The organism is Stappia stellulata DSM 5886, from assembly GCF_000423705.1.
Classification (GTDB): Bacteria; Pseudomonadota; Alphaproteobacteria; order Rhizobiales; family Stappiaceae; genus Stappia; species Stappia stellulata.
On the sequence record NZ_AUIM01000012.1, the window covers coordinates 57,701 to 82,800 of the forward strand.

28 protein-coding genes are annotated in these 25,100 nt (G+C 65.5%); 9 read left to right on the forward strand and 19 right to left on the reverse strand.

What is annotated here, in order from left to right:
* Positions 1–3: 3 nt before the first annotated feature.
* Together G572_RS0109985 and G572_RS0109990 are read right to left on the reverse strand one after the other, a co-directional pair.
* Positions 4–570 carry a biotin transporter BioY gene (locus G572_RS0109985; protein ID WP_029058350.1) on the reverse strand — a complete coding sequence of 189 codons (567 nt, stop codon included), beginning with the start codon at positions 568–570 and terminating at the stop codon, positions 4–6.
* Between the two features lie 8 nt (positions 571–578).
* On the reverse strand, positions 579–1,553 hold the full coding sequence (locus G572_RS0109990; protein ID WP_029058351.1) for a phytanoyl-CoA dioxygenase family protein: 975 nt from the start codon (positions 1,551–1,553) through the stop codon (positions 579–581).
* Positions 1,554–2,069: 516 nt separating this feature from the next.
* Here G572_RS0109990 and G572_RS23335 point away from each other — a divergent pair.
* Positions 2,070–2,432, forward strand: coding sequence for a response regulator (locus G572_RS23335; RefSeq protein ID WP_037546464.1), 363 nt, complete (start codon positions 2,070–2,072; stop codon positions 2,430–2,432).
* Between the two features lie 15 nt (positions 2,433–2,447).
* On the opposite strand, the gene G572_RS0110000 is transcribed toward G572_RS23335, so the two are convergent.
* Positions 2,448–3,392 (reverse strand): 2-hydroxyacid dehydrogenase, encoded by a 945-nt coding sequence (locus G572_RS0110000; RefSeq protein ID WP_029058352.1) that lies wholly within the window; start codon positions 3,390–3,392, stop codon positions 2,448–2,450.
* 50 nt (positions 3,393–3,442) lie between these two features.
* Positions 3,443–4,675 (reverse strand): DNA recombination protein RmuC, encoded by a 1,233-nt coding sequence (locus G572_RS23340; RefSeq protein WP_051242142.1) that lies wholly within the window; start codon positions 4,673–4,675, stop codon positions 3,443–3,445.
* A 106-nt stretch (positions 4,676–4,781) separates the two neighbouring features.
* Here G572_RS23340 and def point away from each other — a divergent pair, with 106 nt between their 5' ends.
* The 5 genes from def (at position 4,782) to truA (ending at position 7,923) form a co-directional block, all read left to right on the forward strand.
* Positions 4,782–5,300 carry a peptide deformylase gene (def, locus tag G572_RS0110010; RefSeq protein ID WP_029058353.1) on the forward strand — a complete coding sequence of 173 codons (519 nt, stop codon included), beginning with the start codon at positions 4,782–4,784 and terminating at the stop codon, positions 5,298–5,300.
* A gap of 42 nt (positions 5,301–5,342) precedes the next feature.
* On the forward strand, positions 5,343–5,525 hold the full coding sequence (locus G572_RS0110015) for a hypothetical protein (RefSeq protein WP_029058354.1): 183 nt from the start codon (positions 5,343–5,345) through the stop codon (positions 5,523–5,525).
* Between the two features lie 67 nt (positions 5,526–5,592).
* On the forward strand, positions 5,593–6,534 hold the full coding sequence (gene fmt / locus G572_RS0110020) for a methionyl-tRNA formyltransferase (RefSeq protein WP_029058355.1): 942 nt from the start codon (positions 5,593–5,595) through the stop codon (positions 6,532–6,534).
* Positions 6,535–6,567: 33 nt separating this feature from the next.
* Positions 6,568–7,098, forward strand: coding sequence for a GNAT family N-acetyltransferase (locus G572_RS0110025; protein WP_029058356.1), 531 nt, complete (start codon positions 6,568–6,570; stop codon positions 7,096–7,098).
* A gap of 18 nt (positions 7,099–7,116) precedes the next feature.
* Positions 7,117–7,923, forward strand: coding sequence for a tRNA pseudouridine(38-40) synthase TruA (gene truA, locus G572_RS0110030; protein WP_029058357.1), 807 nt, complete (start codon positions 7,117–7,119; stop codon positions 7,921–7,923).
* Here the strand turns inward: truA and G572_RS23345 are convergent.
* The 5 genes from G572_RS23345 to dapD form a co-directional block, all read right to left on the reverse strand.
* Positions 7,920–8,756 (reverse strand): DUF2189 domain-containing protein, encoded by an 837-nt coding sequence (locus tag G572_RS23345; protein ID WP_037546465.1) that lies wholly within the window; start codon positions 8,754–8,756, stop codon positions 7,920–7,922. The genes truA and G572_RS23345 overlap by 4 nt on opposite strands.
* Before the next feature lie 92 nt (positions 8,757–8,848).
* On the reverse strand, positions 8,849–9,445 hold the full coding sequence (locus tag G572_RS0110040) for a hypothetical protein (RefSeq protein ID WP_029058358.1): 597 nt from the start codon (positions 9,443–9,445) through the stop codon (positions 8,849–8,851).
* Positions 9,446–9,477: 32 nt separating this feature from the next.
* Positions 9,478–10,650 (reverse strand): succinyl-diaminopimelate desuccinylase, encoded by a 1,173-nt coding sequence (gene dapE / locus G572_RS0110045; protein WP_029058359.1) that lies wholly within the window; start codon positions 10,648–10,650, stop codon positions 9,478–9,480.
* A gap of 48 nt (positions 10,651–10,698) precedes the next feature.
* A complete protein-coding gene (locus tag G572_RS0110050; protein WP_029058360.1) occupies positions 10,699–11,127 on the reverse strand; it encodes a DUF805 domain-containing protein in 429 nt (142 codons plus the stop codon).
* Positions 11,128–11,245: 118 nt separating this feature from the next.
* On the reverse strand, positions 11,246–12,103 hold the full coding sequence (dapD, locus tag G572_RS0110055) for a 2,3,4,5-tetrahydropyridine-2,6-dicarboxylate N-succinyltransferase (protein WP_037546467.1): 858 nt from the start codon (positions 12,101–12,103) through the stop codon (positions 11,246–11,248).
* A 182-nt stretch (positions 12,104–12,285) separates the two neighbouring features.
* Here dapD and G572_RS0110060 point away from each other — a divergent pair, with 182 nt between their 5' ends.
* Complete coding sequence (locus G572_RS0110060) at positions 12,286–13,191, forward strand: DMT family transporter (protein ID WP_029058362.1); 906 nt, start codon at positions 12,286–12,288, stop codon at positions 13,189–13,191.
* 32 nt (positions 13,192–13,223) lie between these two features.
* Here the strand turns inward: G572_RS0110060 and G572_RS26645 are convergent, their stop codons facing one another.
* The 10 genes from G572_RS26645 to rpmH all read right to left on the reverse strand — a co-directional run bounded on the left by G572_RS26645 (position 13,224) and on the right by rpmH (position 23,033).
* The gene (locus tag G572_RS26645; protein WP_029058363.1) at positions 13,224–13,751 is read right to left on the reverse strand and encodes an alkylphosphonate utilization protein; all 528 of its coding nucleotides are present in this window, start codon (positions 13,749–13,751) and stop codon (positions 13,224–13,226) included.
* Positions 13,752–13,892: 141 nt separating this feature from the next.
* On the reverse strand, positions 13,893–14,774 hold the full coding sequence (locus G572_RS0110070; RefSeq protein WP_051242147.1) for a DUF817 domain-containing protein: 882 nt from the start codon (positions 14,772–14,774) through the stop codon (positions 13,893–13,895).
* A gap of 38 nt (positions 14,775–14,812) precedes the next feature.
* Positions 14,813–15,568, reverse strand: coding sequence for a pyrimidine 5'-nucleotidase (locus G572_RS0110075; protein ID WP_084650021.1), 756 nt, complete (start codon positions 15,566–15,568; stop codon positions 14,813–14,815).
* Positions 15,565–16,452 (reverse strand): acetylglutamate kinase, encoded by an 888-nt coding sequence (argB, locus tag G572_RS0110080; RefSeq protein WP_029058366.1) that lies wholly within the window; start codon positions 16,450–16,452, stop codon positions 15,565–15,567. Before argB ends, G572_RS0110075 begins: the two co-directional genes overlap by 4 nt.
* A gap of 133 nt (positions 16,453–16,585) precedes the next feature.
* Positions 16,586–18,829 carry a putative bifunctional diguanylate cyclase/phosphodiesterase gene (locus G572_RS0110085; RefSeq protein WP_029058367.1) on the reverse strand — a complete coding sequence of 748 codons (2,244 nt, stop codon included), beginning with the start codon at positions 18,827–18,829 and terminating at the stop codon, positions 16,586–16,588.
* Between the two features lie 175 nt (positions 18,830–19,004).
* Positions 19,005–19,685: a ribosome biogenesis GTP-binding protein YihA/YsxC gene (yihA, locus tag G572_RS0110090; RefSeq protein WP_051242149.1), complete on the reverse strand. Its 681-nt coding sequence runs from the start codon at positions 19,683–19,685 to the stop codon at positions 19,005–19,007.
* Positions 19,686–19,749: 64 nt separating this feature from the next.
* On the reverse strand, positions 19,750–20,388 hold the full coding sequence (locus G572_RS0110095) for a CatB-related O-acetyltransferase (RefSeq protein WP_029058369.1): 639 nt from the start codon (positions 20,386–20,388) through the stop codon (positions 19,750–19,752).
* A 221-nt stretch (positions 20,389–20,609) separates the two neighbouring features.
* Positions 20,610–22,436 carry a membrane protein insertase YidC gene (gene yidC / locus G572_RS0110100; protein WP_029058370.1) on the reverse strand — a complete coding sequence of 609 codons (1,827 nt, stop codon included), beginning with the start codon at positions 22,434–22,436 and terminating at the stop codon, positions 20,610–20,612.
* A 9-nt stretch (positions 22,437–22,445) separates the two neighbouring features.
* Positions 22,446–22,862 carry a ribonuclease P protein component gene (gene rnpA / locus G572_RS25450; RefSeq protein ID WP_245566195.1) on the reverse strand — a complete coding sequence of 139 codons (417 nt, stop codon included), beginning with the start codon at positions 22,860–22,862 and terminating at the stop codon, positions 22,446–22,448.
* A gap of 36 nt (positions 22,863–22,898) precedes the next feature.
* Complete coding sequence (rpmH, locus tag G572_RS0110110; RefSeq protein WP_029058372.1) at positions 22,899–23,033, reverse strand: 50S ribosomal protein L34; 135 nt, start codon at positions 23,031–23,033, stop codon at positions 22,899–22,901.
* Between the two features lie 371 nt (positions 23,034–23,404).
* On the opposite strand from rpmH, the gene G572_RS23350 reads away from it, so the two are divergent.
* Complete coding sequence (locus G572_RS23350; protein WP_051242151.1) at positions 23,405–24,235, forward strand: DUF547 domain-containing protein; 831 nt, start codon at positions 23,405–23,407, stop codon at positions 24,233–24,235.
* Between the two features lie 49 nt (positions 24,236–24,284).
* The gene (locus G572_RS0110120; RefSeq protein ID WP_029058373.1) at positions 24,285–25,079 is read left to right on the forward strand and encodes a TVP38/TMEM64 family protein; all 795 of its coding nucleotides are present in this window, start codon (positions 24,285–24,287) and stop codon (positions 25,077–25,079) included.
* The last annotated feature ends 21 nt before the right edge of the window (positions 25,080–25,100 follow it).

A 25,100-nucleotide genomic window follows, 5' to 3' on the forward strand; every position in this document is an offset into this window, starting at 1 on the left:
CCGTCAGCTGAGTTTCTGGGGCTGGGTGCGGGGCGAGATAATCGGGTAGGAGCGCTTCACGACGACGATGACACCCGCCGCGACGAGGGATTTCAGGAGGTCGCCGGGAATGAACGGCAGCGATCCGGTGAGCGCTGCGCCAATCGGGATCTCGGCGACGGCAGCGACCCACGGCACTCCGATCGCGTAAAGCAGAACCACGCCGCCGGCCAGGCAGATGGTCAGGGCGACGACAAAGTTCAGGTGGTTCCAGAAACGTTCCGTCAGGAAGCCGATCGCGGAAGCCGCAACGATCCAGCCGAGCAGGAAACCGCCGGAGGGGCCGAGAAACACGCCGAATCCCCCGCGACCGCCGGCAAGCAGCGGCAAGCCGATGGCGACGAGGACAAGGAACAGAACGAGTGCGAGGCCGCCGCGCACGGCGCCGAGTATGCCGCCGGCCAGCATGACGCCGAGCGATTGCGCCGTAACCGGCACGCCGACCACGGGAAGCGTGATCGGCGGGAAAACCGCAAGGCCCGCGACAATGGCGGCGAAGAGGGCGATAAAGACAACGTCACGAGTGTCCATGGAGATCCTCAACTCGGTGCGGCGGCAGGCTCTCGCTGGACAAGCCGGCGATCGCGATCCTTGAAATACCTGCAATGCGACAGGCTGGCGCCATCCGGGCCGCCGATTTCGATGTGAGACCGCGTGAAGGCCTTGTAGCCGTATTTCTCGGCCGGGTATTCGAGATTCTTCGCCCGTTGCAAGTCATAGCGGGAGTTTGCATCCACGAACCGCATAACGAATGCGGCGCGTTTCGGCAACGCTCCCTCGCCAAGCATGACGCTGCGGTGGACCACATACTTGTTGAAGAGCAGAATGTCGCCCGGCTCGAAATCATCCTCCACCTGATGCTGTTCGAGGATTTCCAGCATCGTCGGCGAGTTGAGGATGCCCGAACGCAGGGCGAAATAATCCTCCATGCTCGTCTTCAGGCCTGCCCGTTCCTTTCCCTCCAGAGTCGAGACGATCGCGGGTTCGATCTGCTCGTAGATGAATTTCCCCGAAATGACGGAATCGGGGACATAGGCCATGCCGCCACGCTGGCCGGTCGGGTCGACGCGGTGCAGGGGCGCCCAGATCGTGCATCCGAACTCCTCGGCGCGCTGATAGCCGAAGCTTTGCACGCCAACGTGCCAGGGAAACCCCTTGCTGACGTTTTTCTCCAGCTCGAAACACAGCTCGAAGGTGAGGAAGAGGTCCCGCTCGACGAGCGTCGTCAGAGCCTGGCGGAAATACGCCCGTGCAAGCAAGTCGTAGATGTCGGATTTCTCGGCCTCGAAATCATACTTCAGCCGGCTGAATTCGCTCTTGAAGTTATCGGGTGCGCGGCTCATTTCGACCTCGACACGGTCGAGCAGCGTGTTCACGACCTCCGCGTTGAAGAAACCGTCCAGCTTGACGAAGCCGTCGCGTCGAAAGCGTTCGATCTGGTCCGGCGTCGCCTGAAACGCGTTGTCGAAGGGATGGCCACCCATGGCATGTTCCGTTCCTGTTGCCGCGAGCATATGCGCCACTCTCTCGTTTTACTACTTGAAGATGCATGGACTTTTGCGAATTCAACGTGACCTATTGCCGCCAAGGCATGGTGGTGTCCCTGCGGAGGTCGTACCGTTCGGTACGCCGATGCGTATGTCGTCTTGGTGCGCGCAAGTAATCTAAAGAAGCGCGACTTCGCGCGCATTAATTTCCTGAAAGCCTTCTTGCCGATTGCGTTTCGTTTCAAGTCGGGGGAGAAATCTGATATGCACGAAACGCATTTGTCATAGACGACAACGCAGGCTATCACTCGCGCGTCTTCGGTGCCGCATGAAGCGTTGCGCCGGGACCACCAGGGACCGTGCACGGCGAAAGCCGGGGCCGGTCGGCGATTTTTCGAAACAGCAACGTCCATGTCGTTCGGGTCTTTCGGGGCACGGACGTGTCTTGGCGTTTGCGCTTTGGACGGGCGATACCCAGCAATGATGCACGCGATACCCCATGCAGTCTTTCTGCACGTGGAAGCCGATTGTCGGGATGCAGGCATGTGGAGCGATGCACTTGCGCGGGTGACCGGCAACGTCCGGGTCCGGCGGGTGAGCGCGGCGGAAACCGCCCTTGCCCTGATTTCCGAATCCGGGGAGGGCGGCCCTCCGTTCGACTGCGTGGTGTCGTCGCTCTGCCTTCCCGGCCTCAATGGCGCGGGACTCGCCCGCCGGCTGCGCCAACGCTTCGATGCGGCGACGCTTCCCGTCTTCGGGTTGACGCGCGATGCGCCGGCCTCGGCCCCCGATTGCGACTGGTTCGATGCCGTGTTCCAGAAGGCGGGTGACGTTCGCGGTCTTCTTCCCGCCGCCGCCGCAATCGTCGACCTGTGGTTTTCCCAGGCCCGCCGCTTTCACTGCTGAGGACGCCGCCCTGCGTCAGTATCCGCGCGCGGGGTCGACACGATTGTCGAGTGTGCCGTCGGCCTCGAAGCGCAGGATCTGCGCCGCGATGTAATCGGAAATCGCCTCAGGATCGCTGTCGGCGGCCACATGCGGTGTCAGGATCGCGTTTTCGCAGGCCCACAGTGGGCTGTCCGGCGAAAGCGGTTCCGTCTCGAAGACGTCTAGGCTCGCGGCCTTGAGCGTTCCGTCGTTGAGCGCTGCAACGAGGTCCGCCTCCACATGGCTGCCGCCACGCCCCGCGTTGATGAAGACGGGCCCGCCGAGAACGCCGTCGCGCGCCAGTTTTTCGAGCACGCTCCGGTCCACAAGGCCGCGTGTTTCCGCTGTCAGCGGCAAGAGGTTCACCAGCACATCCGTGCGCGCCAGAAAGGCGTCGAACTCCGCGTCACCCGCGAAACTGTCGATGCCCTCGAGCGTCTTTTTCGAGCGCGACCAGCCGGCGACATTGAAACCGAGACGTTTCAAGACATCCGCCGCGTCGGCCCCCAGCACACCGAGACCGAGGATGCCGACGCGCAGATCGCCGGCGCTCGGTTGCTCGAGTTCGCGCCACACCCGCTCCCGCTGCTGGGCGGCATAGGCGAGATGCTGGCGATGGTGCAAGAGAACCTGAAGCGCGATCCACTCGCTCATGCGTGCGGTGAGATCCGGATCGACGACGCGCACGATGGGAACCTTCGGCAGGTCGTCCTGGCCCAGCAGATGATCGACGCCGGCGCCGAGCGAAAACACCAGCTCCATATTGGGGCAGTCGGACAGGACCCTCGCCGGCGCCTTCCACGTGAGCGCATAGCGGATGTCGGCGGGGTTGCCGACGGCGTTCGGCCAGCTGCGGATGTCACGGTCGGGAAAGCGCGCCTTCAGTCGTGCAACCCAAGTCTGCGTGTCCCATCCCTTTACCGCGATCAGCAGCGCCATGTCCGTCCTCCCCAAGTGCGTCCAGAAACCCGTTTGCGATCAAGTCGCTGTCATAGCCGCTCAGACCGTCCGGCGAAAGGGGAGGTTGCGCGCGCACCGCCGTCCGAAGGTGCGGAGGCCGCGGAGGGCGTGGCCGCGCCATTGGGGTGGGGGGAGGCCTCCGGCGCAAGCTCCAGCTCTCCGATCCCGCGCCCGCGCTTGCCGATCTTGTCGGTGGAAATCAGGATCTGCCCGATGTCGTCGTTTGCCTGGGAAAAATGCTTCTGCAGTTTCTGTACGCGCTCCTCCAGCCGGTCGACATCCTTGACCAGATGTCCGACCTCCGCCTGGATCAGATGCGCTTCCTCGCGCATGCGGGCGTCGCGCAGCAGCGACTGCACCACCTGGACGCAGAGCATCAAGAGCGACGGCGAGACGATGACGACGCGAAGCCGGTGCGCGCGCTGCACCAGATCGTCGAATTCCTCGTGGATCTCGGCAAACACGCTTTCCGACGGCACGAACATGAAGGCCGTGTCCTGCGTTTCGCCGGGGATGAGGTAGCGCTCCTTGATGTCGGTGAGATGCTTGCCGATGTCGCGGCGAAAGCGGGCGCGCGCCTGTTTCAGCTGTTCCGCGTCCTGCGCGCGGCGGATGTCGCTGTGGGCTTCCAGCGGAAACTTGGCGTCGATGACGAGGGGCGGCGCGCCGCCCGGCAGATGGATCAGACAGTCGGGCCTCACGCCGCTCGACAGCGTTGCCTGGAAGCTGAAGCGGCCCGGTGGCAGCGCGTCCTGGATCAGCGCCTCCATGCGGCCCTGGCCGAAGGCGCCGCGCGTCTGCTTGTTGGAGAGCACCGACTGCAAGGCGCCGACCTGTCCGCTGAGTTCGCGGATCGTCGTCTGCGCCCGGTCGATGACGGCGAGGCGCTCATGCAGATGACGCAGCCCGTCGTGGGTGCGTTTGGTGCCGTCCGCCATCGACTGGCCGAGCTTGTGGCTCATGCCGTCGAGCCGCTCGTTCACCGCACGCATCAGGTCACCCTGGCGTGTGCCGAAAACCTCAGCCATCGTCTGCATCCGGCCGGTCATTTCCGACTGGACCTTCAGCAGGTCGGAGATCCGCCCTTCGAGCTCGCGGGCCTGTTCCTCCGCCCGCCATTCCGCGTGGCGTCGCGCGCGGGCGAGCCGCATCAGCACGATCAGCGCCAGCGCGAGCAGAACGGCAACGCCGAGCGCTGTGGACGTCAGCGCCTGCGCCACGGTGACGGGCCGGTCGCCCAGGGAAAACAGAATCGCATCCATGGAAACAAATATAGAACATCCGCGCGCGGCGGAAAACGCCCCCGTTGCAGCGTCCGGGAGGCAGGCGCGCGTTGACGGCGGCGCGCGCATCTCATATTTGAGCGGCATGACAAAGCGAGACATTCTCATTCTGCCGGAGGCGAAACTGCGCCTCGTGAGCGATCCCGTGGAGCGGGTCGACGATGCCGTGCGCCAGCTGGCCGACGACATGCTGGAAACCATGTATGCCGCGCCGGGCATCGGACTGGCCGCGATCCAGATCGGCGAGCCACGGCGCATGCTGGTGATGGACGTCGCGCGCGAGGACGAAGACCCGGATCCGATGGTGGTGATCAACCCCGAGATCGTCTGGGAATCGCCGGAACTGGCAACCTATCAGGAAGGCTGCCTTTCCATTCCCGAGTACTATGCGGATGTGGAGCGTCCCGCGCGCATCGGGTTGCGCTTTCTCGACCGCGCCGGCGCTCAGCGCGAGCTTGAGGCCGACGGCCTGCTTGCGACCTGCCTGCAGCATGAGATCGATCACCTGAACGGCGTTCTGTTCATCGATCACATTTCCAAGCTGAAGCGCGACCGAGTGATGAAGAAGTTCCAGAAGCAGGCGCGTCTGGCGGAGAAACCTTGACCGCCGCGGCAGCGATTGCCTTGCGCGCCGGGAGCCGGCCTGATGGACAGGGCCTGTTTCCTCATGGTTTTCGCTGTCTTTTTCGCACTCATGCCCCCTGTCGCCAACCTGTCGCTGGCAGGGGATCGCGCTCCTGGCGATGCCCGAAGGGTGTCCCTCGTCGGGCGGGCGTTCCTGGCGGGGGTCGCGATGGACGTGACGGTGACGAGCCTCGGGGCGTTGTGACCGGGGCCTGCAGCCTGATGGCGCGTTCCGCGACCAGGCCGGACCGGAAAAGGAGACACGGATGACCTTGCGGATCGTCTTCATGGGCACGCCCGAGTTCTCGGTACCCACGCTGGTGGAGATCGTGGGGCAGGGGCATGATGTTGTTGCCTGCTACACCCAGCCGCCGCGCAAGGCCGGGCGGGGCATGGAGGAGCGCAAGTCGGCCGTGCATCAGGCGGCCGAAACGCTGGGCATCGAGGTGCGCACGCCGGTCTCGCTGAAATCAGCCGAGGAGCAGGCCCGCTTCGCAGACCTCGAGGCCGATGTCGCCGTTGTCGTCGCCTACGGTCTCTTGTTGCCGCAAGCCATTCTCGATGCGCCGCGCCACGGCTGTCTCAATCTTCACGCCTCGCTGCTGCCACGCTGGCGCGGGGCCGCTCCGATCAACCGCGCGATCATGGCCGGTGACCGCGAAACCGGCGTCGAGGTGATGCGCATGGAGGCCGGCCTCGATACCGGCGCCGTGTGCATGGCCGAACGGGTCGCCATCGACGACGCCATGACGGCGGGCGACCTGCATGACCGGCTTTCCGCGCTCGGCGGCGACCTGATGGTGCGCGCGCTCGGCGCGCTCGCCCGCGGCGGGCTGACCGAAACGCCGCAGGCGGAAGAGGGCGTGACCTACGCCAGGAAACTCGCCAAGTCCGAAACACGCATCGACTGGACGCAGGCCGCGCGCGCGGTGCACGATCACATTCGCGGCCTGTCGCCCTTTCCCGGCGCCTGGTGCGAGATCGAGATCGCGGGCGCGCGCGAGCGTGTCAAGATCCTGCGCAGCGCGCTTGCCGGCGATGTCGAAACGGCGGCGCCCGGAACGCTGCTTGCAGCGGAGGGCGACACGCTTGTCGTTGCCTGCGGCGCGGGCGCGGTGCGCCTGCTTCAGTTGCAGCGCGCCGGACGCAAGCCGATGGCGGCGGACGCCTTTCTGCGCGGCGCGCAGCTTCGCGTTGGCGACGCAATCGCCTAGGATCGAAACCGAAGCCTCAACCGGACCCTGATCATGACCCGCCATCCCGTTCCCGAACCCGTCATTCGCCCCGTTGCGGAGGCCGATCACGCGGAGATTTCGATGCTGCTCGCCGCCGCCTTCGGTCAGGACGCGGAAGCGCGTCTGGTGACGGAACTGCGCGCCTGCGGCGCACTGGTGCTGGAACAGGTCTCCGTCGATCCGGATGGCACGCTGGAGGGCTATGTCGCCTTTTCCCGCGTCACCGGCGCGGGCGCGGCGCACCGTCTCGCGATCTCCTGTCTGGCGCCGGTCGCGGTGCGCCCCGACCGGCAGCGCAGCGGCGTCGGCACGCAGCTGATCGAGGCGACACTCGCGCAGCTGCGCGCGAATGGCGAGGATCTGGTGCTGGTGCTCGGACCGCCGTCCTATTATCCACGCTTCGGCTTCGATGCCGCGCTTGCCGGCAAGGTCGCCGCGCCCTTTGCCGGCACGGCCTTCCAGGCGCTGGCGCTGAGCGAGGCCGCCCCCGCCGCCATGCCCATCGAGGTCGATTTCGCAACGCCCTTCCAGGCCTTCGACTGACGAGCACACCGGGAAGCCATGCCCCGCTACAAGATCACCGTTGATTATGACGGCCGCCCCTTCGTCGGCTGGCAGCGCCAGGACAACGGTCCCTCCGTGCAGGCGGTGATCGAACGGGCGATCACGGCATTTACCGGGGAGACCGTCTCCATCGGCGGGGCGGGGCGTACCGATTCCGGCGTGCATGCGCTCGGACAGGTGGCGCATCTCGATCTGGAAAAGGACTGGCCGGCGGCGACAGTGCTCGGCGCGCTGAATTTCCACTGCCAGCCGGACCCGGTCGCGCTGCTCGATTGCGAGAAGATGCATGACGGTTTCGACGCGCGGTTTTCCGCGATCCGCCGGCACTACCGCTACCGGATCGCCAACCGCCTTGCGCCGCTCACCCACGACCGCGGCCTTGCCTGGCAGGTGAAGAAGCCGCTCGACGCCGATGCCATGAACGAGGCCGCGCAGGTCTTCGTCGGCCACCACGACTTCACAACCTTCCGCCACACCCGGTGTCAGGCAAGGAGCCCGTGGAAGACGCTCGAGGCCTTCCGCGTCTGGCGCGACGGCGAGGTGGTGATTGCCGAATGCAGCTCGCGCTCCTTCCTGCACAATCAGGTGCGCTCCATGGTCGGAACGCTTCGCCTGGTCGGCGACGGCCGCTGGACGGCCGAGGACGTGGCCGCCGCACTCGATGCGCGCGACCGCGAGGCCTGCGGGCCGGTCGCTCCGCCCGACGGGCTTTATCTGACCCGCGTCGATTACCGCTCCGCGGACGAAGACCGCGCGTCGCGCGCGGCCTGGCTGGCGGAAGCCGAGGAGACGCCCGGAGGCTAAGCCTCCGGTGCCGCTGCCTCGCCCGGGTCCGGATCGGGCACCAGCTTGCGATAGAGATGCCAGGTGGTGTGGCCGAGCACCGGCAGCGTCACCAGAAGGCCGGCGAAGACCGGCAGCATCGACAAGAGCATCGTGACGGTGATGATCAGCGCCCAGCCGATCATCGGCTTCGGACTGGTGACGACCGCGCGCACGCTGGTGATCATCGCGGTGATGAAATCGACCTCCCGGTCGAGCAGCATCGGGAAGGAGACCACCGTCAGCGAGAACAGCACGATGGAGAGCGCGGCGCCGACGATGTTGCCGATCAGGAGAAACATCAGGCCTTCCGGCGTGGTCACCACCACCTCGACGAAGGCGGAAAAGCTGGCGAACGACTGGAAGCCCAGGAACAGCGCCAGGAGAAGCCGGACCTGATACATCCACATGATCTGGACGAAGAGCACGACGAAAGCCATCCATGCCAGTTCGCGCCGGCGCTGCGCCCAGATCACGGCGAGCACGCCATACCAGTCGAGCGGTTCGTCGTTTTCCAGCCGCCGGCTGACCTCATAGAGGCCGACGGCGACGAAGGGGCCGATCAGGCCGAAGGCGATGGCGAGCGGATAGCTCAGGTAACTCATGTGGAGGGCGGAGGCCGTCAGCAGCACGACGATGCCGCCAAGCGCGTAGACGCCGCCGAAGAACAGGCCGAAGCGCGGGGCCTTTCGGAAATCGCGCATGCCTGCGCCAAGCGCATCGACGATGGCATCGAAGCCGATGGCATTGACGCGTGTCGGGTCTGGTCGGCGTTCGAATGTGTCGGCCTGGGCCGCGCCGTCGCTGCTCGTCATGGGGTGTCCTCCGCAAACTGTTCTTGTGTCTGGCGCTACAATGCCATCGCCGGGCGGCGTCGAACAGTCGGAGAGTTTCGGATGCGCTGCCGTCAGACCGCGACCCCGTAGAGCCGCGCGAAGGCTTCCCCGATCACCATGCTGAGCGCGAACTCCAGCGCAACGAGGCTCACGGCAAGGCCGAAGGAGCACTCGAGCGCCGCCCGCGTGACGATGTAGCGATAGCGCAGGAAGACGAACATGATCGTGAGAAGTCCGAGGAAATGGAGTTTCGATCCGATCAGATCGAAGTAGAAAGCGGCGAAGAGGGGTGTCGCGATCAGCGCCATCAGGAACTGCGACCAGTTGCGCAGAACGACGAAGGTCGCATATCTGTCGGCGATGCCGAGCACCCCGGCAAAGGGCATCAGCGCCAGCGGGAAGAAAAACCAGTCGACGACAAGCGAAATGTAGCCGGCGATCGCGAAATCGGCGAACTCCGGAAGCCCCCGATGACCCAGCTCGATCCTGGTGAGCTCATAGTCGGAAAACGTGACGATGACATAGAAAAGCATGATCGGGACGATCAGCTGGAAGGATCGCCAGAAGCCGGAGGTCGACACATCATACAGGCTGGGATCGAGAGGACGCTTGAGAAACAGCGCCCAGGCGCCTTTCGTCGAAAGGCGGATTTCGGCAAGGCTTAGCATGATACTGTCCCGAAGGGGCCTTGAGGGAAATCTCAGGCGGCTGAAAAATAGCTGTCCAGAAACCGGCGATAGATTGCCGCGAGGCGGTCGAGATCGGCGGTGGCGACGCGTTCGTCGACCTTGTGCATCGTCTGGCCGACGAGACCGAATTCCACGACCGGGCAATAATTCTTGATGAACCGCGCATCCGAGGTGCCGCCGCCGGTGGAAAGCTCCGGCCGGCGTCCGGTTTCCGCTTCGACCGCTTCGCTCAGCGCGTCGATGAGGGCCGCGTCATGGGTGAGGAAGCTGTCGCTGGAATCGGGGGCAAAGGCGAGGCTCCAGTCGCAGGAAAGCCCGGTGACCTCCGACAGCGCCTGCCGCAGCCGCGTGCGCAGGCTCTCCACCGACCATGTGTCGTTGAAACGCACGTTGAAGCGCGCTTGCGCCTGACGCGGGATCACGTTGGTCGCCGTGTTGCCGATATCGATGGTGGTGATTTCCAGGTTCGACGGCTGGAACCGCTCGTTGCCGGCGTCGAGCATGAGTGACTGAAGCGTGCCGAGCAGGACAAGCAGGTCCGGCACCGGGTTCTTCGCCAGATGCGGATAGGCGACATGGCCCTGCACGCCGGTCACCGTCACCGTGCCCGTCAGCGACCCGCGCCGCCCCACCTTGATGGCGTCGCCGAGCGCGTCGGGATTGGTCGGTTCGCCGACGATACAGGCATCGAAGCTGTGTCCTTGCGCCCTTGCCCAGTCGAGCAGCTTGACCGTGCCGTTGACCGCCGGGCCTTCCTCGTCGCCGGTGATCAGGAAGGAGAGCGTGCCGGGGATCTTGCCGCCGTGCGCCTCGATAAAGCCGAGCGCGGCGGCGGCAAAGGCGGCGATCCCGCCCTTCATGTCGACCGCGCCGCGTCCGTAGAGCACGCCGTCGACGATCTCGCCCGAAAACGGGGGGTGCTGCCAGGCGTCTGCATCGCCGGCCGGAACGACGTCGGTGTGGCCCGCGAAGACGAAATGCGGTGCGCCCGAGCCGATGGTGGCGAAGAGGTTTTCCACGTCCGGGGTGTTGTCGTCGCGAAAGACCATGCGGCTGACGCTGAACCCGGCCGCTTCCAGCCGCGCCTCCAGAAGCGCCAGCGCGCCGCCTTCCGCCGGTGTTACCGAGGGGCAGCGCAACAGGTCGCGGGCGAGGCTGACGGCGGGCGAAAGCGGGTCTGTCATGGGCAGGCGGTCCGGTTCGGGCAGGGGGCGGTAGGTCGGGAACCGCGCTCAGGTCGGTCGCTTCCAGCGGCTGTTGGGGCCAGGGCCATAGGCATTGGGCCCGTCCTGTCCGGGGATCAGGCCAAGGCCGGCGATAAAGAGCAGGTTGATCATCGGGATGAAGACGAGAATGGCCAGGAAACCGGTCAACCCGCGATCCTGCAGCCGCTTGATCACCAGCGCCAGCTCCACCCACTGGAAGGCGATCAGCATGAACGGCATCAGCGGATTGGCTTCGATGAAGGAGGCCATTGCCTCCGGCAACGGCGTTTCCGGCGTGATTGTCGTGTCGCGCAGCCAGACGGTGATCGCGATGGCGAAAAACGTCCAGACCAGCGCGAAGGACAGCCAGTAGGGCTCGCGCGAGATGCGGCCGATCGGATTGAAGAACAGCCAGACCAGACTTTGAGGTCCGGGATGGGGAACGGGTGCGGACATGGGATCCCTTGCGCAAGCAGGCATGTGCCGGGGCGGGCGGCGGCCTTCCGGTCACCCCTTCAGGTAGGCTGTCCGCCGGCGGCAATCAAGCCGCCGGCGGGCATGACGGGCGTGCGGATCAGGCGCGCAGCAGCTCGTTGATCGAGGTCTTGGAGCGAGTCTTCTCGTCGACGCGCTTGACGATCACGGCGCAATAGAGGTTCGGACCCGGCTCGCCGTTCGGCATCGGCTTGCCCGGCATGGTGCCGGCGACGACGACCGAATAGGGCGGAACTTCGCCGTAGGAGACTTCACCGGTGGCGCGGTCGACGATCTTGGTCGACTGGCCGATGAAGACACCCATGCCGAGCACGGAGCCCTCGCGCACGATGCAGCCCTCGACCACTTCCGAGCGCGCGCCGATGAAGCAATTGTCCTCGATGATCACCGGGCCGGCCTGCAGCGGCTCCAGCACGCCGCCGATGCCGACGCCGCCCGACAGGTGCACGCCCTTGCCGATCTGCGCGCAGGAGCCGACGGTGGCCCATGTGTCGACCATCGTGCCCTCGTCGACGAAGGCGCCGAGGTTGACGAAGGAGGGCATCAGCACGACGTCGCGGCCGATATGGGCCGAGCGGCGCACGATGCAGCCGGGCACGGCGCGAAAGCCGGCGGTTTCGAAATCGATGCCGCGCCAGCCGTCGAATTTCGACGGCACCTTGTCCCACCAGGTCGCATCGCCCGGTCCGCCCTTGATCGTCTCCATCGGATTGAGCCGGAAGGAGAGCAGCACCGCCTTTTTCAGCCACTGGTTCACGACCCAGTCGCCATCGTGCTTTTCGGCGACGCGGGCATGGCCACGGTCGAGCAGGTCGAGCGCCGTGTTGACGGCATCGCGGATCTCGCCGGTCGTATGCGCGTCGATCGCAGCACGATCCTCGAAGGCGGCATCGATGATGGCGGCCAGTTTCGACTGGTCGATGTGGGCTGTGTTCATGTGCGCGAAACTCCGGGCTGAATTTGTGGGATGAATGCGGGATTTGAGCCAAAATCTGTCGGCGCGACCTAAGCCTTGCCGCCCTGCGAAGTCAAGGCCGCGTGCCATGGCCGCCCCGTGACCGGATGACCTGTGGCGTTTCCGGCTGGACAGGGGCGGTTGCGCTGCCTAAGCGAAGTGCCATGGAACTCTGGATCCCGATCACGATTTTCGCCGCGTTTTGCCAGAACGCGCGCTCGGCGCTGCAAAAGCACCTGAAGGGCCGGCTCGGCACGACGGGCGCGACCTTCGTGCGCTTCGGCTACGGCTTTCCCTTCGCGCTCGCCTATCTGGGCCTTCTGGTCTACGGCCTCGGGTATGCGCTGCCGTCGCCGGGCGGGGACTTCTGGGCCATCGGCGCGGCGGGCGGGCTTGCCCAGATCGCGGCGACCTTCCTGCTGGTGCATCTGTTCAGCTACCGCAACTTCGTGGTCGGCACGGCCTATTCCAAGACCGAGCCGGTGCAGGCCGCCGTCTTCGGGCTGGTCTTTCTCGGCGAGACGGTGACCGCGATGGCCGCTTTCGCGATCGCCATCGGCGTCGCCGGCGTGGTGATGATCTCGCTTGCCGGTCAACGGGTCGGCCTCAAGAGCGTCATTGCCGCGCTCACCGGCCGTCCGGCGCTGATCGGTCTCGCCTCGGCGGCGCTCTTCGGGGTCTCGGCGGTCTGCGTGCGCGGGGCGTCGCTGTCGCTCGGCGGGCCGAATTTCCTCATGCAGGCCGGCTTCACGCTGGCCTATGTCACCGTTTTCCAGACGCTCGCCATGGCGATATGGATGATCTGGCGCGAACCGGACCAATTGGCCGCGAGCCTTGCGAGCTGGCGCACCGCGATCTGGGTCGGCCTGTCGGGGGTGGCGGGATCTGCCGGCTGGTTCACGGCAATGACGCTGCAGCAGGTCGCCTATGTGCGTGCGCTTGCCCAGATCGAGCTGGTCTTCACCTTCCTCGTTTCCTGGCTTGTCTTCCACGAACGAATGCGCACCAGCGAGGCTGCCGGCGCGCTGTTGATCGTCGCCGGCATCGTCGTGCTGCTTCTGGGGGTGTGACGTGCGCCGCGCACCGCCCGGCTCGGCCCGGATCAGGCCTTTTTCACATATTGCGTGAGGATGACGATCCGTTGCCCCTCGACGCGGCCCTCGATATGGGCGGCATTGTCGGGCACCAGCGAAATCTTGCGCACCGCCGTGCCGCGCTTGGCGGTAAAGCCGGCCCCTTTCACGGTGAGGTCCTTGATCAAGGTGATCGTATCGCCGGCAGCAAGCACCGCGCCGTTACAGTCGACATGCACGACGGCATCTGCATCGGTGTCCGCACCGCTCATGCCCTCTTCGGCCCAGGCCAGGACGTCGGGTTCCAGATAGGCGATTTCCAGGACCTCGCGCGCCCAGGGCGCTTCCGGCATCGCCTTCAGGAGCCGCCAGGCAACGACCTGCACTGCCGGCTCCGTGCTCCAGATCGCCTCGTTGAGGCACTGCCAGTGCGGGCCGTCTAGGGGGCCTTTCTCGACCCCGTCCCGGCAGGTGTCGCACAGGGGCAGGCTTTCGTCGCGTGGCGTGACGGTGACGTCGGTGGTGGTGTCGGCAGAGCAAAGGGCGCAGGTCGCCATGGGAAATCCAATCGGTTGAACGCGCGCCTGCGGCTGGTCGGTCGACGCGCAAGAAAGGCAAGGCCCGAGGCATAGGCCGCCGCACCGCGTCTGTCCATGTCGGGGCAAGTCCGGATGACAACGCCGGGCGCCGGATGTCGTTCACTCCTTGCGGGGACGGTTGACCAGTGTCACCAGCACGAAGGAGATGATCATCAACAGCACCCATGCGTTCAGCTTTGCGATCGACACGAGACGCCAGCCGTCGGCCTGGTCGGGATAGCGCCAGGCCTGGGCGAAGGTGCCGATGTTTTCCGCGAACCAGATGAACAGCGCGACGAGAAAGAATCCGAGCACGAGCGGCATACGGTGCCGGTAGCGGTAGACGGAGTAATGCACGAAGGTGCGCCCGTAGAGCACGAAGAGCAGGGCGAAGAGGCCAAGGCGGATGTCCACCGTGTAGTGGTGGGTGAAGAAGTTCACATAGATCGCGGTGGCGAAGATCCATGTCGTCCACAATGGCGGATAGTGGCTGTATCGGAAATCGAAGATCCGCGAGATCCGGGCGAGATAGCTGCCGACGGCGGCATACATGAAGCCGGAGAAGAGCGGCACGCCGCCGATCCGGAAAAAGCTCTCCTCCGGGTAGATCCAGGAGCCGGCGGCGGTCTTGAACACTTCCATCGCGGTGCCCACCACATGGAAGATCAGGATCACCTTGGCTTCGTCCAGCGTTTCCAGCCGCGCCGCCAGCAACCACAGCTGTATGGCCAGCGCGGCGAGAAACAAAAAGTCGTAGCGGGCAAGCCCCGCATCGGCTGGATAGAGGAAACGGGTGCCCAGGATCAGCGCCAGCAGCAGCGCACCGTAGAGGCAGGCGTAGGCCTGCTTGACACCGAAGGCGAGAAACTCGGTCACCGCGCGCGCGGCAACGCCCTTGCCGAGCCGCCGGTAGACATGCGGCAGCAGGACGTGAAGCAGCCGCTCCGTGCGCGAGGCGGCGGCGGCGGGTCGTCCCAGCCTTTGAACCAGATCGAACCGCATGTCCGTGCTCTCCCGGCGTCCGTCGCGGTGCCCGCGTTTCAGGCCGCGCCGTGTTTCAGCGTGCCGTTGACGGCCTTGAGGAAGCCGGCGAGATTGTCGGTGACGAAATCGACATGCGGCGCATTGGCGCCTTCCAGCTCCCATTCCTCGCGAAACACCGCGCGCGTGCCGTCCGGCACCAGGAGCACGGAGCGCATGCCGAGCTTGTGCGGCACGACGAGGTTGCGGGCGAGATCCTCGAACATCGCGGCGCGTGCAGGCGCCACGCCGGTCTGCTTCATGAAGAGGTTGTAGGCTTCGAGGTTCGGTTTGGGCATAAGACCGGCGGCGACGATGTCGAAGATGTCGTCGAACTGGTCGGAGATGCCGAGGCGTTCGGCCGTGCGTTCGGCATGCGGTTTGTCGCCATTGGTGAAGATGAACTTCTTGCCCGGCAGTTCGGCGATCATCCGGCCCAGTTCCGGGTTGGGCTCGATCGGCGAATAGTCGATGTCGTGGACATACTCCAGGAAGGCATCCGGCTCGATGTCGTATTCGATCATCAGACCGCGCAGGGTCGTGCCGTAATCGCGGTAGAATTCCTTCTGCTTGATCCGCGCCTGGTCGCGCGGCATGTCGAGCACGCGCGCCACATAGTCGGAAATCCGGACGTCGATCTGCGAAAACAGGTCGCTGGATGCCGGATAGAGCGTGTTGTCCAGGTCGAAAACCCAGGCTTCCACGCCCTTGAAGGCGCGCAGGTCGTGCTGGTGGGCGTGACGGCCTTCGCCGTTGAGAGCGGGTGTGTCGTTCACGGGCGCAGCAGGGTCCCGGCGCCCTGGTCGGTGAAAAGTTCCAATAGCACGGCGTGTGGCACCTTTCCGTTGAGAATGACGACCCCCTCGACACCGCGCTCGATCGCCTCGATGCAGGTTTCCACCTTGGGGATCATGCCGCCGGAAATCGTGCCGTCCTCGATCAGGGATCGGGCCTGGGCAACCGACAGCTCCTTGATCAGATTGCCGTTTGCGTCGAGCACGCCGGGCACATCGGTAAGGAACAACAGCCGTTTGGCGTCGAGCGACCCGGCGATGGCGCCGGCAAACGTATCGGCGTTGATGTTGTAGGTCTCGCCGTCGCGACCGGGGGCCACCGGGGCCACGACCGGGATCAGCTCTTCCTTCATGACGAGCTTCAGGACGGTCGGATTGACCTCGGTGGGTTCGCCGACGAAACCGAGGTCGATCACCTGCTCGATGGCGGAATTGGGATCGCGCACCCGGCGCTGCAGCTTCTGCGCGGTGACCAGATTGCCGTCCTTGCCGCACAGCCCGATGGCCTTGCCGCCCTCGGAGTTGATCAGATGGACGACTTCCTTGTTGATCGCGCCGGCCAGCACCATCTCGACCACCTCGACGGTCGCCTTGTCGGTGACGCGCAGGCCGTTCCTGAACTCGCTCTTGATGCCGAGACGCTCCAGCATCGAGCCGATCTGCGGTCCGCCGCCATGCACCACCACCGGCAGGACGCCGGCAAGGCGCAGCAAGGTGATGTCCCGGGCGAAGGCATGACCGAGCTCCGGATCGCCCATGGCATGACCGCCGTATTTCACCACGACGACCTGATCATCGTAGCGCAGCATGTAGGGCAGGGCCTTGGAGATGACCTGCGCGGGGTTGATCGGGGCGGGATCGGGCATGATGGGGTCGGACTTTCGCAAGAACACATGGGGTGTGGCAGCACGATCGAGGGAACGCACGACGACGCGTCGCTCTATAGCGGTTTTCGACGACGGTCTCAATCGCGGGGGGATGCGAGGGCCGGCAGGGGCGTCAGGCCGCGCCCTTGCGCCGGCCGTTCACGGCTTGCCCGCTCTCCGACTGCCGGCGGGCGCTCTGGATATGTTCCAGGATCTGCTCGCCGCGCACGGGGCGCGAGAAGTGATAGCCCTGGACGTCGGTGCAGCCGATCAGCGACAGGAACCGCTTTTGCTCCTCGGTCTCGATGCCCTCCGCGGTCACCTTGAGCCCCAGGTCCACGGCAAGTTTCACGACGGCATGCGTGACCGTGTTGTAATCGACATCGACGTTCAGTCCGTTGACGAATTGACGGTCGACCTTGATGCGGTCGATGCAAAACTGCAGCAGGTGGTTGAGCGAGCCGAAACCGGTGCCGAAATCGTCCAGCACGATGTCGGCGCCCATCTGCTTGAGGGAGCGCAAAGTGTCGGCCAGATCCGCGGTCGGCGTGATCAGGATGTTTTCGGTGATTTCGAGATCGAGGTTGCGCCCGTCGAAGCCGGTGCGTTCCAGGATCGCGCGCACCCGGTTGACAAGCCGCGGATCGCGCAATTGTCCGGCGAAGAGATTGACCGAGAGGCGGAACCCGTGCGGCGCCTCGCGCGTCCAGGGAAGGGCCGCCCGGCAGGCGTCTTCCAGGACCTTGTATCCGACGTCGGCGGCGTAGCGGCTGGAATCGAGCGCCGAGATGAAGGCGCCCGGCGCCAGTCGGCCGCGTTCCGGATGATCCCAGCGCAAGAGCGCCTCGGCGCCGACGATGCATTCGTCTTCCATGCGCACGATCGGCTGGAACACGAGATCGAACTGGTCGTTGTCGAAGGCTTCGCACAATTCGCGCGCCAGCGTGTTGCGGCAGTCTGCGTCCCGGCGCATCGCGGTCTCGAAGACGATGAAGCGTCCGCGCCCGACCGCCTTGGCCTCATAGAGCGCGAGATCGGCATTGCCCATCAACTGGCTGAAGTCGCCGCCGTGTTCGGGCAGCGCGGCAACGCCGATGCTGCTGCCGCATTCGATAACGAAGTCGCCGATGTCGGTGGGTTGCGAAATGGCGCGGGCGAGGCTTGCCGCGTATTCGGCCACCGCGCCGTCGCGTTCGAGGCTCGGCTCCAGGATCGCGAATTCGTCGCCGCCAAGACGCGCCACTGTCGCGTCGGCGCCGACGCAGGCCTTGAGCCGGTTCGAAACGGCGATCAGCAGCGTGTCGCCGGCCGAATGCCCGTAGGTGTCGTTGACCTGCTTGAAATGGTCGATGTCGAGCAGGAACAGCGTTGCCGTGCTGCCGTCCTCCTCCCATCGCTGGAAGGCGTCGCCGACGCGCTGTTCGAAGGCCGTCCGGTTGGCCAGTCCGGTGAGCGGATCGTGGTGGGCCATGTATTCGACTTCGCGCCGCGCCAGTTCCTCCTCGGAGACGTCGCGCGCGGAGCCGCGGTAGCCCAGAAACGTGCCGTCCTGGGAGCTGACCGGACGTCCGCTGATCGAGTAGACCCGCTCCCGGCCGCCATGGAACCAGCGGAAGCGCAGGTCGCGAAACGGCTCATGAGCTTCCAGCGCCCGGCGATGTTCGGCCCAGAATTTCGCGCTTTCGCCGTTGGCGCTGGCCGCATCCCAGCGCGCCTTTCCGAGAAAGTCCTCGATCCGGATGCCGTTGTCGGAAGCGCTGCGCGACAGGTAGGTGAAGCGGAAATGCTCGTCTTGTTCCCAGATCCAGTCGGAAGCGATCCCGAGATAGTCGCTCAGCCGGGCGTCGCGTTGGCGGCCTTCCAGGATGCGCACCGCAAGCATCGTCAGCGATTGCATGGTGGCCTGCTGGATTTCGTCGAGCAGCTCCTGGCGAACCTTGCGGTCGATGACGCACAGGCTGCCGATTGAGGTGCCGCAGGCCAGCCGCAGGGGAAACCCGGCATAAAAACGGTGTCCGTTTTCCGCGGCGACATAGGGGTAGTTTTGGAACCGGATGTCACGGGAGAGATCGCCGACGATCAGCGGGGCGTCCTCTCGATAGGTCACGCCGCAAACCGAAAGGGCGGCCGGGGTCTGGCTGACATCGCTGCCGACGGAGGCGAGCACATGAAGCTGGTCGTTGTGGGCGAAGGTGATGAAGGCCTTCTCGCACTTCGCAATGCCTGCGGCGAGACGTACGATCTCGTCCAGCGAGGGATCCGGCCTGTCCTCGACAAGGCCGAACCCGACCAGGTCGGTGCGCGAAATCGCATCGCCGTCGTCATTGCTGGAAAATCGGGCGCGCAACCCAGGTTGCGCGCCTTGGCCCTCGTACATGCGGTTTCCACCCCTCAGTCGCGCAAGAGTCGCATGAGCTAGTTTACGCAACGTTAAATGTGATGGGAGTCGCGGTTTCTGTCGATAGTTCGACTCGAAAAAACGGTCGTACACAGGAAAAAACACGACTGATGGTTGTTTTGGCGCTGACGCCGCGTTCCGGTGCGCGGGTACGCTACGTCAGGGTCAGCTTGTGAATCTCCGCGCGCAGCTCGGCAAGCCCCGTTGCCGTGTCGGAGGAGGTCTCGATCACCACCGGGTGGGCTGCCGGCCGTTTCACGATCCCTTGCGCGGTTTCCTCCTTCACGCGTTTCGCCTGTCCGGGCTTGATCTTGTCGATCTTGGTGAGAACCACCTGATAGTTCACCGCCGCCCGGTCGAGCAGGGTCATGACTTCCAGATCGTTGGGCTTCAGCCCGTGGCGGCTGTCGACCAGCACGAACACGCGCCGAAGCCGGGCCCGGCCCTGCAGATAGGTGTAGACGAGCTTCGTCCAGGCATCGACGAGGTCCTTGGGCGCCTTGGCGTAGCCGTAGCCGGGCATGTCGACGAGCGCGACGTCGCTGCCCTGGGCGCCGAAGAAATTGAGCATCTGCGTGCGTCCGGGCGTGTTGGAGGTGCGCGCCAGGCCGTTGACGCCGGTCAACGCATTGATCAGGCTCGATTTGCCGACATTCGAGCGCCCCGCGAAGGCGACCTCGATCATCTCGTCGTCGGGCAGCTGGTCGAGCCGCGCGACGCTGGTGATGAAGGCCCAGGGACGGCGAAACAGCAGACGGCCGGCCTCGATCTCCGCGTCACTGTAGGTAGCGGGGTCGTTCGGATCGTTTTGGGCGGAGGTCTCGGTTTCGGTCATCGCGTCAGGGTTCCGGTGCGGCCGCTGGCTGCGGCACATGTGAGGCGGCGTGTCGGGGGGCGGGTCAGCGCGCGGCCTTAAGCCGGTCGAGGTCCGCGCCACGGATGGCGTCAAGGTTTCGAGCGATCTTCTCGGGCGTCCAGTGCCACCAGGCGATATCCAGAAGGGTTTCGATCGTTTCCTCGCGAAACCGGTATCGCACAATGCGTGCGGGGTTTCCAGCAACGACGGCGTAGGGCGGCACCGGCGATGCGACCACCGCATGCGCGCCGACGATGGCTCCGTCGCCGATGGTCACGCCCGGCAGGACGGTCGCCTCCCGGCCGATCCACACGTCGTTTCCGACCACAGTGTCGCCACGCAGACCGTCGGTGACGCTGGCGAGGTCGAAACCCTCTTCCCAGCCGCCGCCGAAGATGTTGAACGGGTAGGTCGAAAACCCGCCCATGGCATGGTTCGCGCCGTTCATGACGAAGCGCACGCCGGTGGCCAGCGCGCAGAACCGCCCGATCCTCAGCCGGTCCCCGATGAAGTCGAAGTGATAGAGGACGTTGCGATCCTCGAAGGCCTCGGGCCGGTCGGGGTCGTGATAATAGGTGAAATCGCCGACCTCGATGGTCGCGCGGGTGATCACGGTGTTGAGAAAGACGGTATGCGGCGCGCCACCGAGCGGATGGCGGGTGCGGGGATCTGGGCCGGGCATGGCAAGGTCTCCGGGCGTGTCGTGGATCGCCGGCGCGTCGAACGCCCGGCGGAGGGGACGGTGCGGTGGCGCACCTCTCGTCACACGATCTTGTCCATCGACCCTTTTCCTTCGATCCGCTCGGTCTTGAATGCCTGTGTCCCTGCCGTCATGCAAGGGGGCGGGCAAAAAAAAGCCCCGGGACGCGCCCGGGGCTTTCGATTTCTTGCGATACGGCGCTATCAGCTCTCGTCGGGCTTCTTGCGACGGAACGTCGACTTGATGTTGTCGAAGAGCTCCACCTTCACGCCCTGGCGCCGCATGATCACATACTGCTGCGCGATGGAGAGCGAGTTGTTCCAGGCCCAGTAGATCACCAGTCCGGCCGGGAAGGAGGCCAGCATGAAGGTGAAGAGCACCGGCATCCAGGTGAAGATCATCTGCTGGGTCGGATCGGGCGGGGCCGGGTTCATCTTCATCTGGACGAACATCGTGATGCCCATGATCAGCGGCCAGATGCCGAGCATCAACAGCTGCGGCGGATCCCAGGGGATCAGGCCGAAGAGGTTGAACAGCGACGTCGGGTCCGGGGCCGAAAGATCCTGGATCCAGCCGAAGAACGGCGCGTGCCGCATTTCGATGGTGACGAAGAGCACCTTGTAGAGCGCGAAGAAGACCGGGATCTGGATCAGCACCGGCAGACAGCCCGCCAGCGGATTGATCTTCTCCTTCTTGTAGAGCTCCATCAGCGCCTGTTGCTGTTTTTGCTTGTCGTCCTTGTAGCGGTCGCGGATTTCCGTCATCTGCGGCTGAACGAGCTTCATCTTGCTCATCGAGACGTAGGACTTGTTGGCGAGCGGGAAGAACACCAGCTTGATCCCCACCGTCACCAGCAGGATCGCGACGCCGAAGTTGCCGACCAGGCGGTACAGGTAGTCGATGATGTAAAACAGCGGCTTGGTCAGGAAGTAGAACCAGCCCCAGTCGATCAGCAGCTCGAAGTTCTTGATGCCGAGATCGTCCTGGTAGCTGTCGATATTGGCCGTTTCCTTGGCGCCGGCGAAGAGCTGCGAGCTTGCCGATGCACTGGCGCCGGGCGCCACCTGGATGGGGTCGGCCAGGAAATCCGCCTGGAAATTGTCGGTCTGCGCGGAATAGGAAAACTGCGGCTGAAACGTGCTTCCCGGCGTCGGGACGAGAGCGGCGGCCCAGTATTTGTCGGTGATGCCGAGCCAGCCGTCATTGACCGCGGCCGGGCGCACGGGACCGTCTTCCTGCAGGGTGTCGTAGTCGACCTCCTGGAGGCCCTCCTCGCCGAATACGCCGATCAGGCCTTCATGCAGGATGTAGAAGCCCGTCGTCTCGGGCAGGCCGTTGCGCGCGATCAGGCCGTAGGGGTAGAGCTGGACGGCGGCGTCGGTCTCGTTGCGCACGGTCTGATCGACGGTGAACATGTAGTTGTCGTCGATGGAAATCGTGCGTTCGAACACAAGGCCCGCGCCATTGTCCCAGGTCAGCGTGACCGGGTTCGAGGGCGTAAGCCGGGCGCCCGCGGGCGCGGTCCACTGCGCATTCTGGTCGGGCAGCGCGATGTCGGCGCCCGGGTCCGCCGTCAGGCCGAAGTCGGCGTAATAGGGCTTGGGGCTGCCCTTGGGGGAGAACAGCACGATGGTCGGGCTCGTGGGGTCCACGGTCTCGTGGTAATCCTTGAGCCGGAGATCGTCGATGCGGCCGCCGGTGAGGTTGATCGAGCCTTCGACGCGGTCGGTGTCGATCGCAACGCGCGGCGTGTTGCCGACGGCGGCCTCGCGGCTCAGTCCCTGTGCCGGACCGCCGGCCGCGGTGCCGGGAACGTTGGCGCCCGGAACATTGGCCGAGCCGGCGACACCGGGGGTCTGCGGCACGGCCGAGCCCGGGGCGTCCTGCGTCTGGGATTCGGACTGGGACTGGGCGGCCTGCTGTTCTGCGCGCTGGCGCTCCATCTGCGGCTGGGCCACGAAATACTGCCAACCCAGCAGGACCACGAGGGACAAGACGATAGCCAGGATCGTATTACGGTTGTCAGCCATAGTCGGCGTTCACCCTTGCTTTTTCGGAACAGGCGTTGGTTTGGAGCGGGCGCCGCGCTTGCCGTGGCGCGGTCCGGCGGAGGGCGCGGTCGACGCCCGCTGCAGTCCGGCGCGAATATCGCCGGTGAGTTCTGAGAAATCTTGCGACAAGGCGCCGCGCCGGCCGATCAGCACGTAATCGAGATCCGTGCGTGCGGCGTCGCTGGCGGCGCGCACGGCTGCGCGCAGACGGCGGCGGATGCGGTTGCGTTCGACCGCATTGCCGACCTTCTTGGTGACCGTGTAGCCGATGCGCGGCGGGCCGGGGACATCGGCGGCCTGAAGCACGAAAGCACGCCGAGGCATCCGGCCGCCTTTGGCGACGGCCAGAAACTCGGCGCGTTTCTTGAGAGTCGGCAAGGTATCGGGCGGCGCAGCTTGGATCACAAAGGTCTCCCTCGCCGCGGCCCGGCCAAATCCTGCTTAGGCGCTCAGCCGCTTGCGGCCCTTGGCGCGGCGACGGAGAATGACCTGACGACCGTTTTTGGTTGCCATGCGGCTGCGAAAGCCGTGGCGACGCTTGCGGACGAGACGGCTCGGCTGGAAAGTGCGCTTCATTGTTTCTGCTTCCGCGCGCGAGGGGCGCGCGGCCCTGATTGTCGAATTGTCTGATGATCCGAACCGCGTTCCCCGTCTTTCGAGGAGGCCGCGGCCGTCGTGGGCGCCGCAATAGTCAGCACGACCCGATTGCGCAGGCTTATACGGGTGCAACACGGTGAAGTCAACGACAAGCCGACGGGAGCCGTTGCGTTCCGCGGCGGGCCGCGCAGCTGCGGTGCGGCCGATTTCGTTCACGCGCCGCTGACGCCGGGGAGAGGGGGGATCACTTCCCGGTGAGACGGGGCCAAAGCGGGTTTTCCCTGCCCGGATTGGCGATAGAACGCAAGGAGAGGGTGCCACTGGCGCACCGCAACCCGGGAAGGAAAGTCATGAGGCCGACGGCCGTGCCCCATCGCGCGCATTCAAGCGATACAGCGCCCGCGCCGGATGCGATCAGCCGACGGACGCTGATTGCCGGCGCTGGCGCCCTGGCGCTTTCCGGCCCGCGCGTCGCGGTGGCGGCGCCGTCCCATGATGCCTTCACCGCCCTGCTGCAGCGCCATGTCGTCGTCTCCAGCGGCGGCTTGAACCGCGTGCGCTACGCCGCCTTCAAGGCCGGCGGCCGCGCAGCGCTCGATCGCTACGTCGAGAGCCTGGCGGCGACACGCGTCTCCTCGCTTGGCGCGCGCGACGCCTTTGCCTTCTGGGTCAACCTCTACAATGCGGTGACGCTTCAGGTCGTGCTTGCGCATTATCCGGTAAGGTCGATTCGCGACATCGACCTCGGCGGCGGCTTTTTCGCGCGCGGGCCGTGGAGGAAGGAACTCGTCACTGTCGAGGGCCGTGCGCTCTCGCTCGATGACATCGAACATGGCATCCTGCGCAAGCGCTACAAGGACGCGCGGGTGCATTATGCGGTCAACTGCGCCTCCGTGGGATGTCCGGACCTGGCGCCGCGCGCCTACACCGGCGCCGCGCTTGAGGCGATGCTGGAAGACGGCGCGCGCGGCTATATCAACACGCCGCGTGGCGTTCGGGTCGAGGGTGGGGGGATCCGCGCTTCGAAGATCTACAGCTGGTTTTCGGAGGATTTCGGTTCCGAAGCGCAATTGCGGGCGCATTGGCGCCGCTACGCACGCCCTGAACTCGCCAGCGCGATCGACGGCGCGCGGCGAATCGCCGGCTACCGGTATGACTGGAGCCTGAACGATGCGGGTTGAGACACATGGCACATCGCCGGGCCGTGGGCACGGCAACGGGGGAGCGGGGATGGACACTGGCGAAAGCGGCAAGGACAGGCCGGTTCCGGCCGCGCCGCAAAAGCCGGCGTGGCGGCGCTGGCTGCCGCTGATCGCCATTCTTGCGATCACGGCCAGCGGCTATGCGCTGGGCTGGCACGAATACCTCAGCCTGTCGACGCTGATTCGCGAGCGCGACGCGCTCGCGGAGGCCGTCGCCTCCCATCTGGTCGTGGCCGCGCTTGCCTACCTCGCCCTTTACGTGGTGGCTGTCGCGCTCTCGTTCCCCGGCGCCTCGCTGATCACCATCATCGGCGGTTTCCTGTTCGGCTGGGCGCTCGGCGGCACACTGACCGCCGTCGGTGCGACCGCCGGCGCGGGGCTGATCTTCCTGGCCGCGCGCACCTCGCTCGGCGCAACGCTGAAGGCGCGCGCCGGCCCTTTCCTGAACCGGCTTGCGGCGGGATTTCGCGAGGACGCCTTCCACTATCTGCTGTTCCTGCGTCTGGCGCCGGTGTTTCCCTTCTGGCTCGTCAACATCGCCCCTGCGGTCTTCGACATGCGGCTCAGGCCGTATCTTGTCGCCACCTTCTTCGGCATTCTGCCCGGCACCTTCGCCTATGCCTTCATCGGCGCGGGGCTCGACAGTGTGATCGCGGCGCAGGAGGCGGCCGATCCCGGCTGCGCGGCCGCCGGCACCTGCTCCATCGAGCTCTCCGCCCTGATCACGCGCGACATCGTGCTCGCCTTTGCAGCGCTCGGCCTTGCCGCCCTGATCCCGGTCGGCGTCAAGAAGTGGCGCCGGCGCAAGGCGCCTCCGGCGTGAGCACTGAAGCGCCCGCGACGG

What these genes read in the sequence shown, in the direction of transcription:
- yihA (WP_051242149.1), bottom strand. Translation starts at nt 19,685, where the DNA reads ATGACCGAAACCGAGACCTCCGCCCAAAACGATCCGAACGACCCCGCT.
- dapD (WP_037546467.1), bottom strand. Translation starts at nt 12,103, where the DNA reads ATGAACACAGCCCACATCGACCAGTCGAAACTGGCCGCCATCATCGAT.
- truA (WP_029058357.1), top strand. Translation starts at nt 7,117, where the DNA reads ATGCCCCGCTACAAGATCACCGTTGATTATGACGGCCGCCCCTTCGTC.
- G572_RS0109985 (WP_029058350.1), bottom strand. Translation starts at nt 570, where the DNA reads ATGGACACTCGTGACGTTGTCTTTATCGCCCTCTTCGCCGCCATTGTC.
- yidC (WP_029058370.1), bottom strand. Translation starts at nt 22,436, where the DNA reads ATGGCTGACAACCGTAATACGATCCTGGCTATCGTCTTGTCCCTCGTG.
- G572_RS0110050 (WP_029058360.1), bottom strand. Translation starts at nt 11,127, where the DNA reads ATGTCCGCACCCGTTCCCCATCCCGGACCTCAAAGTCTGGTCTGGCTG.
- G572_RS0109990 (WP_029058351.1), bottom strand. Translation starts at nt 1,553, where the DNA reads ATGCTCGCGGCAACAGGAACGGAACATGCCATGGGTGGCCATCCCTTC.
- argB (WP_029058366.1), bottom strand. Translation starts at nt 16,452, where the DNA reads ATGCCCGATCCCGCCCCGATCAACCCCGCGCAGGTCATCTCCAAGGCC.
- G572_RS0110120 (WP_029058373.1), top strand. Translation starts at nt 24,285, where the DNA reads ATGGACACTGGCGAAAGCGGCAAGGACAGGCCGGTTCCGGCCGCGCCG.
- G572_RS0110095 (WP_029058369.1), bottom strand. Translation starts at nt 20,388, where the DNA reads ATGCCCGGCCCAGATCCCCGCACCCGCCATCCGCTCGGTGGCGCGCCG.
- G572_RS23350 (WP_051242151.1), top strand. Translation starts at nt 23,405, where the DNA reads ATGAGGCCGACGGCCGTGCCCCATCGCGCGCATTCAAGCGATACAGCG.
- G572_RS0110040 (WP_029058358.1), bottom strand. Translation starts at nt 9,445, where the DNA reads ATGCTAAGCCTTGCCGAAATCCGCCTTTCGACGAAAGGCGCCTGGGCG.
- G572_RS23345 (WP_037546465.1), bottom strand. Translation starts at nt 8,756, where the DNA reads ATGACGAGCAGCGACGGCGCGGCCCAGGCCGACACATTCGAACGCCGA.
- def (WP_029058353.1), top strand. Translation starts at nt 4,782, where the DNA reads ATGACAAAGCGAGACATTCTCATTCTGCCGGAGGCGAAACTGCGCCTC.
- G572_RS0110085 (WP_029058367.1), bottom strand. Translation starts at nt 18,829, where the DNA reads ATGTACGAGGGCCAAGGCGCGCAACCTGGGTTGCGCGCCCGATTTTCC.
- G572_RS26645 (WP_029058363.1), bottom strand. Translation starts at nt 13,751, where the DNA reads ATGGCGACCTGCGCCCTTTGCTCTGCCGACACCACCACCGACGTCACC.
- G572_RS0110025 (WP_029058356.1), top strand. Translation starts at nt 6,568, where the DNA reads ATGACCCGCCATCCCGTTCCCGAACCCGTCATTCGCCCCGTTGCGGAG.
- G572_RS0110060 (WP_029058362.1), top strand. Translation starts at nt 12,286, where the DNA reads ATGGAACTCTGGATCCCGATCACGATTTTCGCCGCGTTTTGCCAGAAC.
- rpmH (WP_029058372.1), bottom strand. Translation starts at nt 23,033, where the DNA reads ATGAAGCGCACTTTCCAGCCGAGCCGTCTCGTCCGCAAGCGTCGCCAC.
- G572_RS23340 (WP_051242142.1), bottom strand. Translation starts at nt 4,675, where the DNA reads ATGGATGCGATTCTGTTTTCCCTGGGCGACCGGCCCGTCACCGTGGCG.
- G572_RS0110015 (WP_029058354.1), top strand. Translation starts at nt 5,343, where the DNA reads ATGGACAGGGCCTGTTTCCTCATGGTTTTCGCTGTCTTTTTCGCACTC.
- dapE (WP_029058359.1), bottom strand. Translation starts at nt 10,650, where the DNA reads ATGACAGACCCGCTTTCGCCCGCCGTCAGCCTCGCCCGCGACCTGTTG.
- G572_RS0110000 (WP_029058352.1), bottom strand. Translation starts at nt 3,392, where the DNA reads ATGGCGCTGCTGATCGCGGTAAAGGGATGGGACACGCAGACTTGGGTT.
- G572_RS0110070 (WP_051242147.1), bottom strand. Translation starts at nt 14,774, where the DNA reads ATGCGGTTCGATCTGGTTCAAAGGCTGGGACGACCCGCCGCCGCCGCC.
- G572_RS23335 (WP_037546464.1), top strand. Translation starts at nt 2,070, where the DNA reads ATGTGGAGCGATGCACTTGCGCGGGTGACCGGCAACGTCCGGGTCCGG.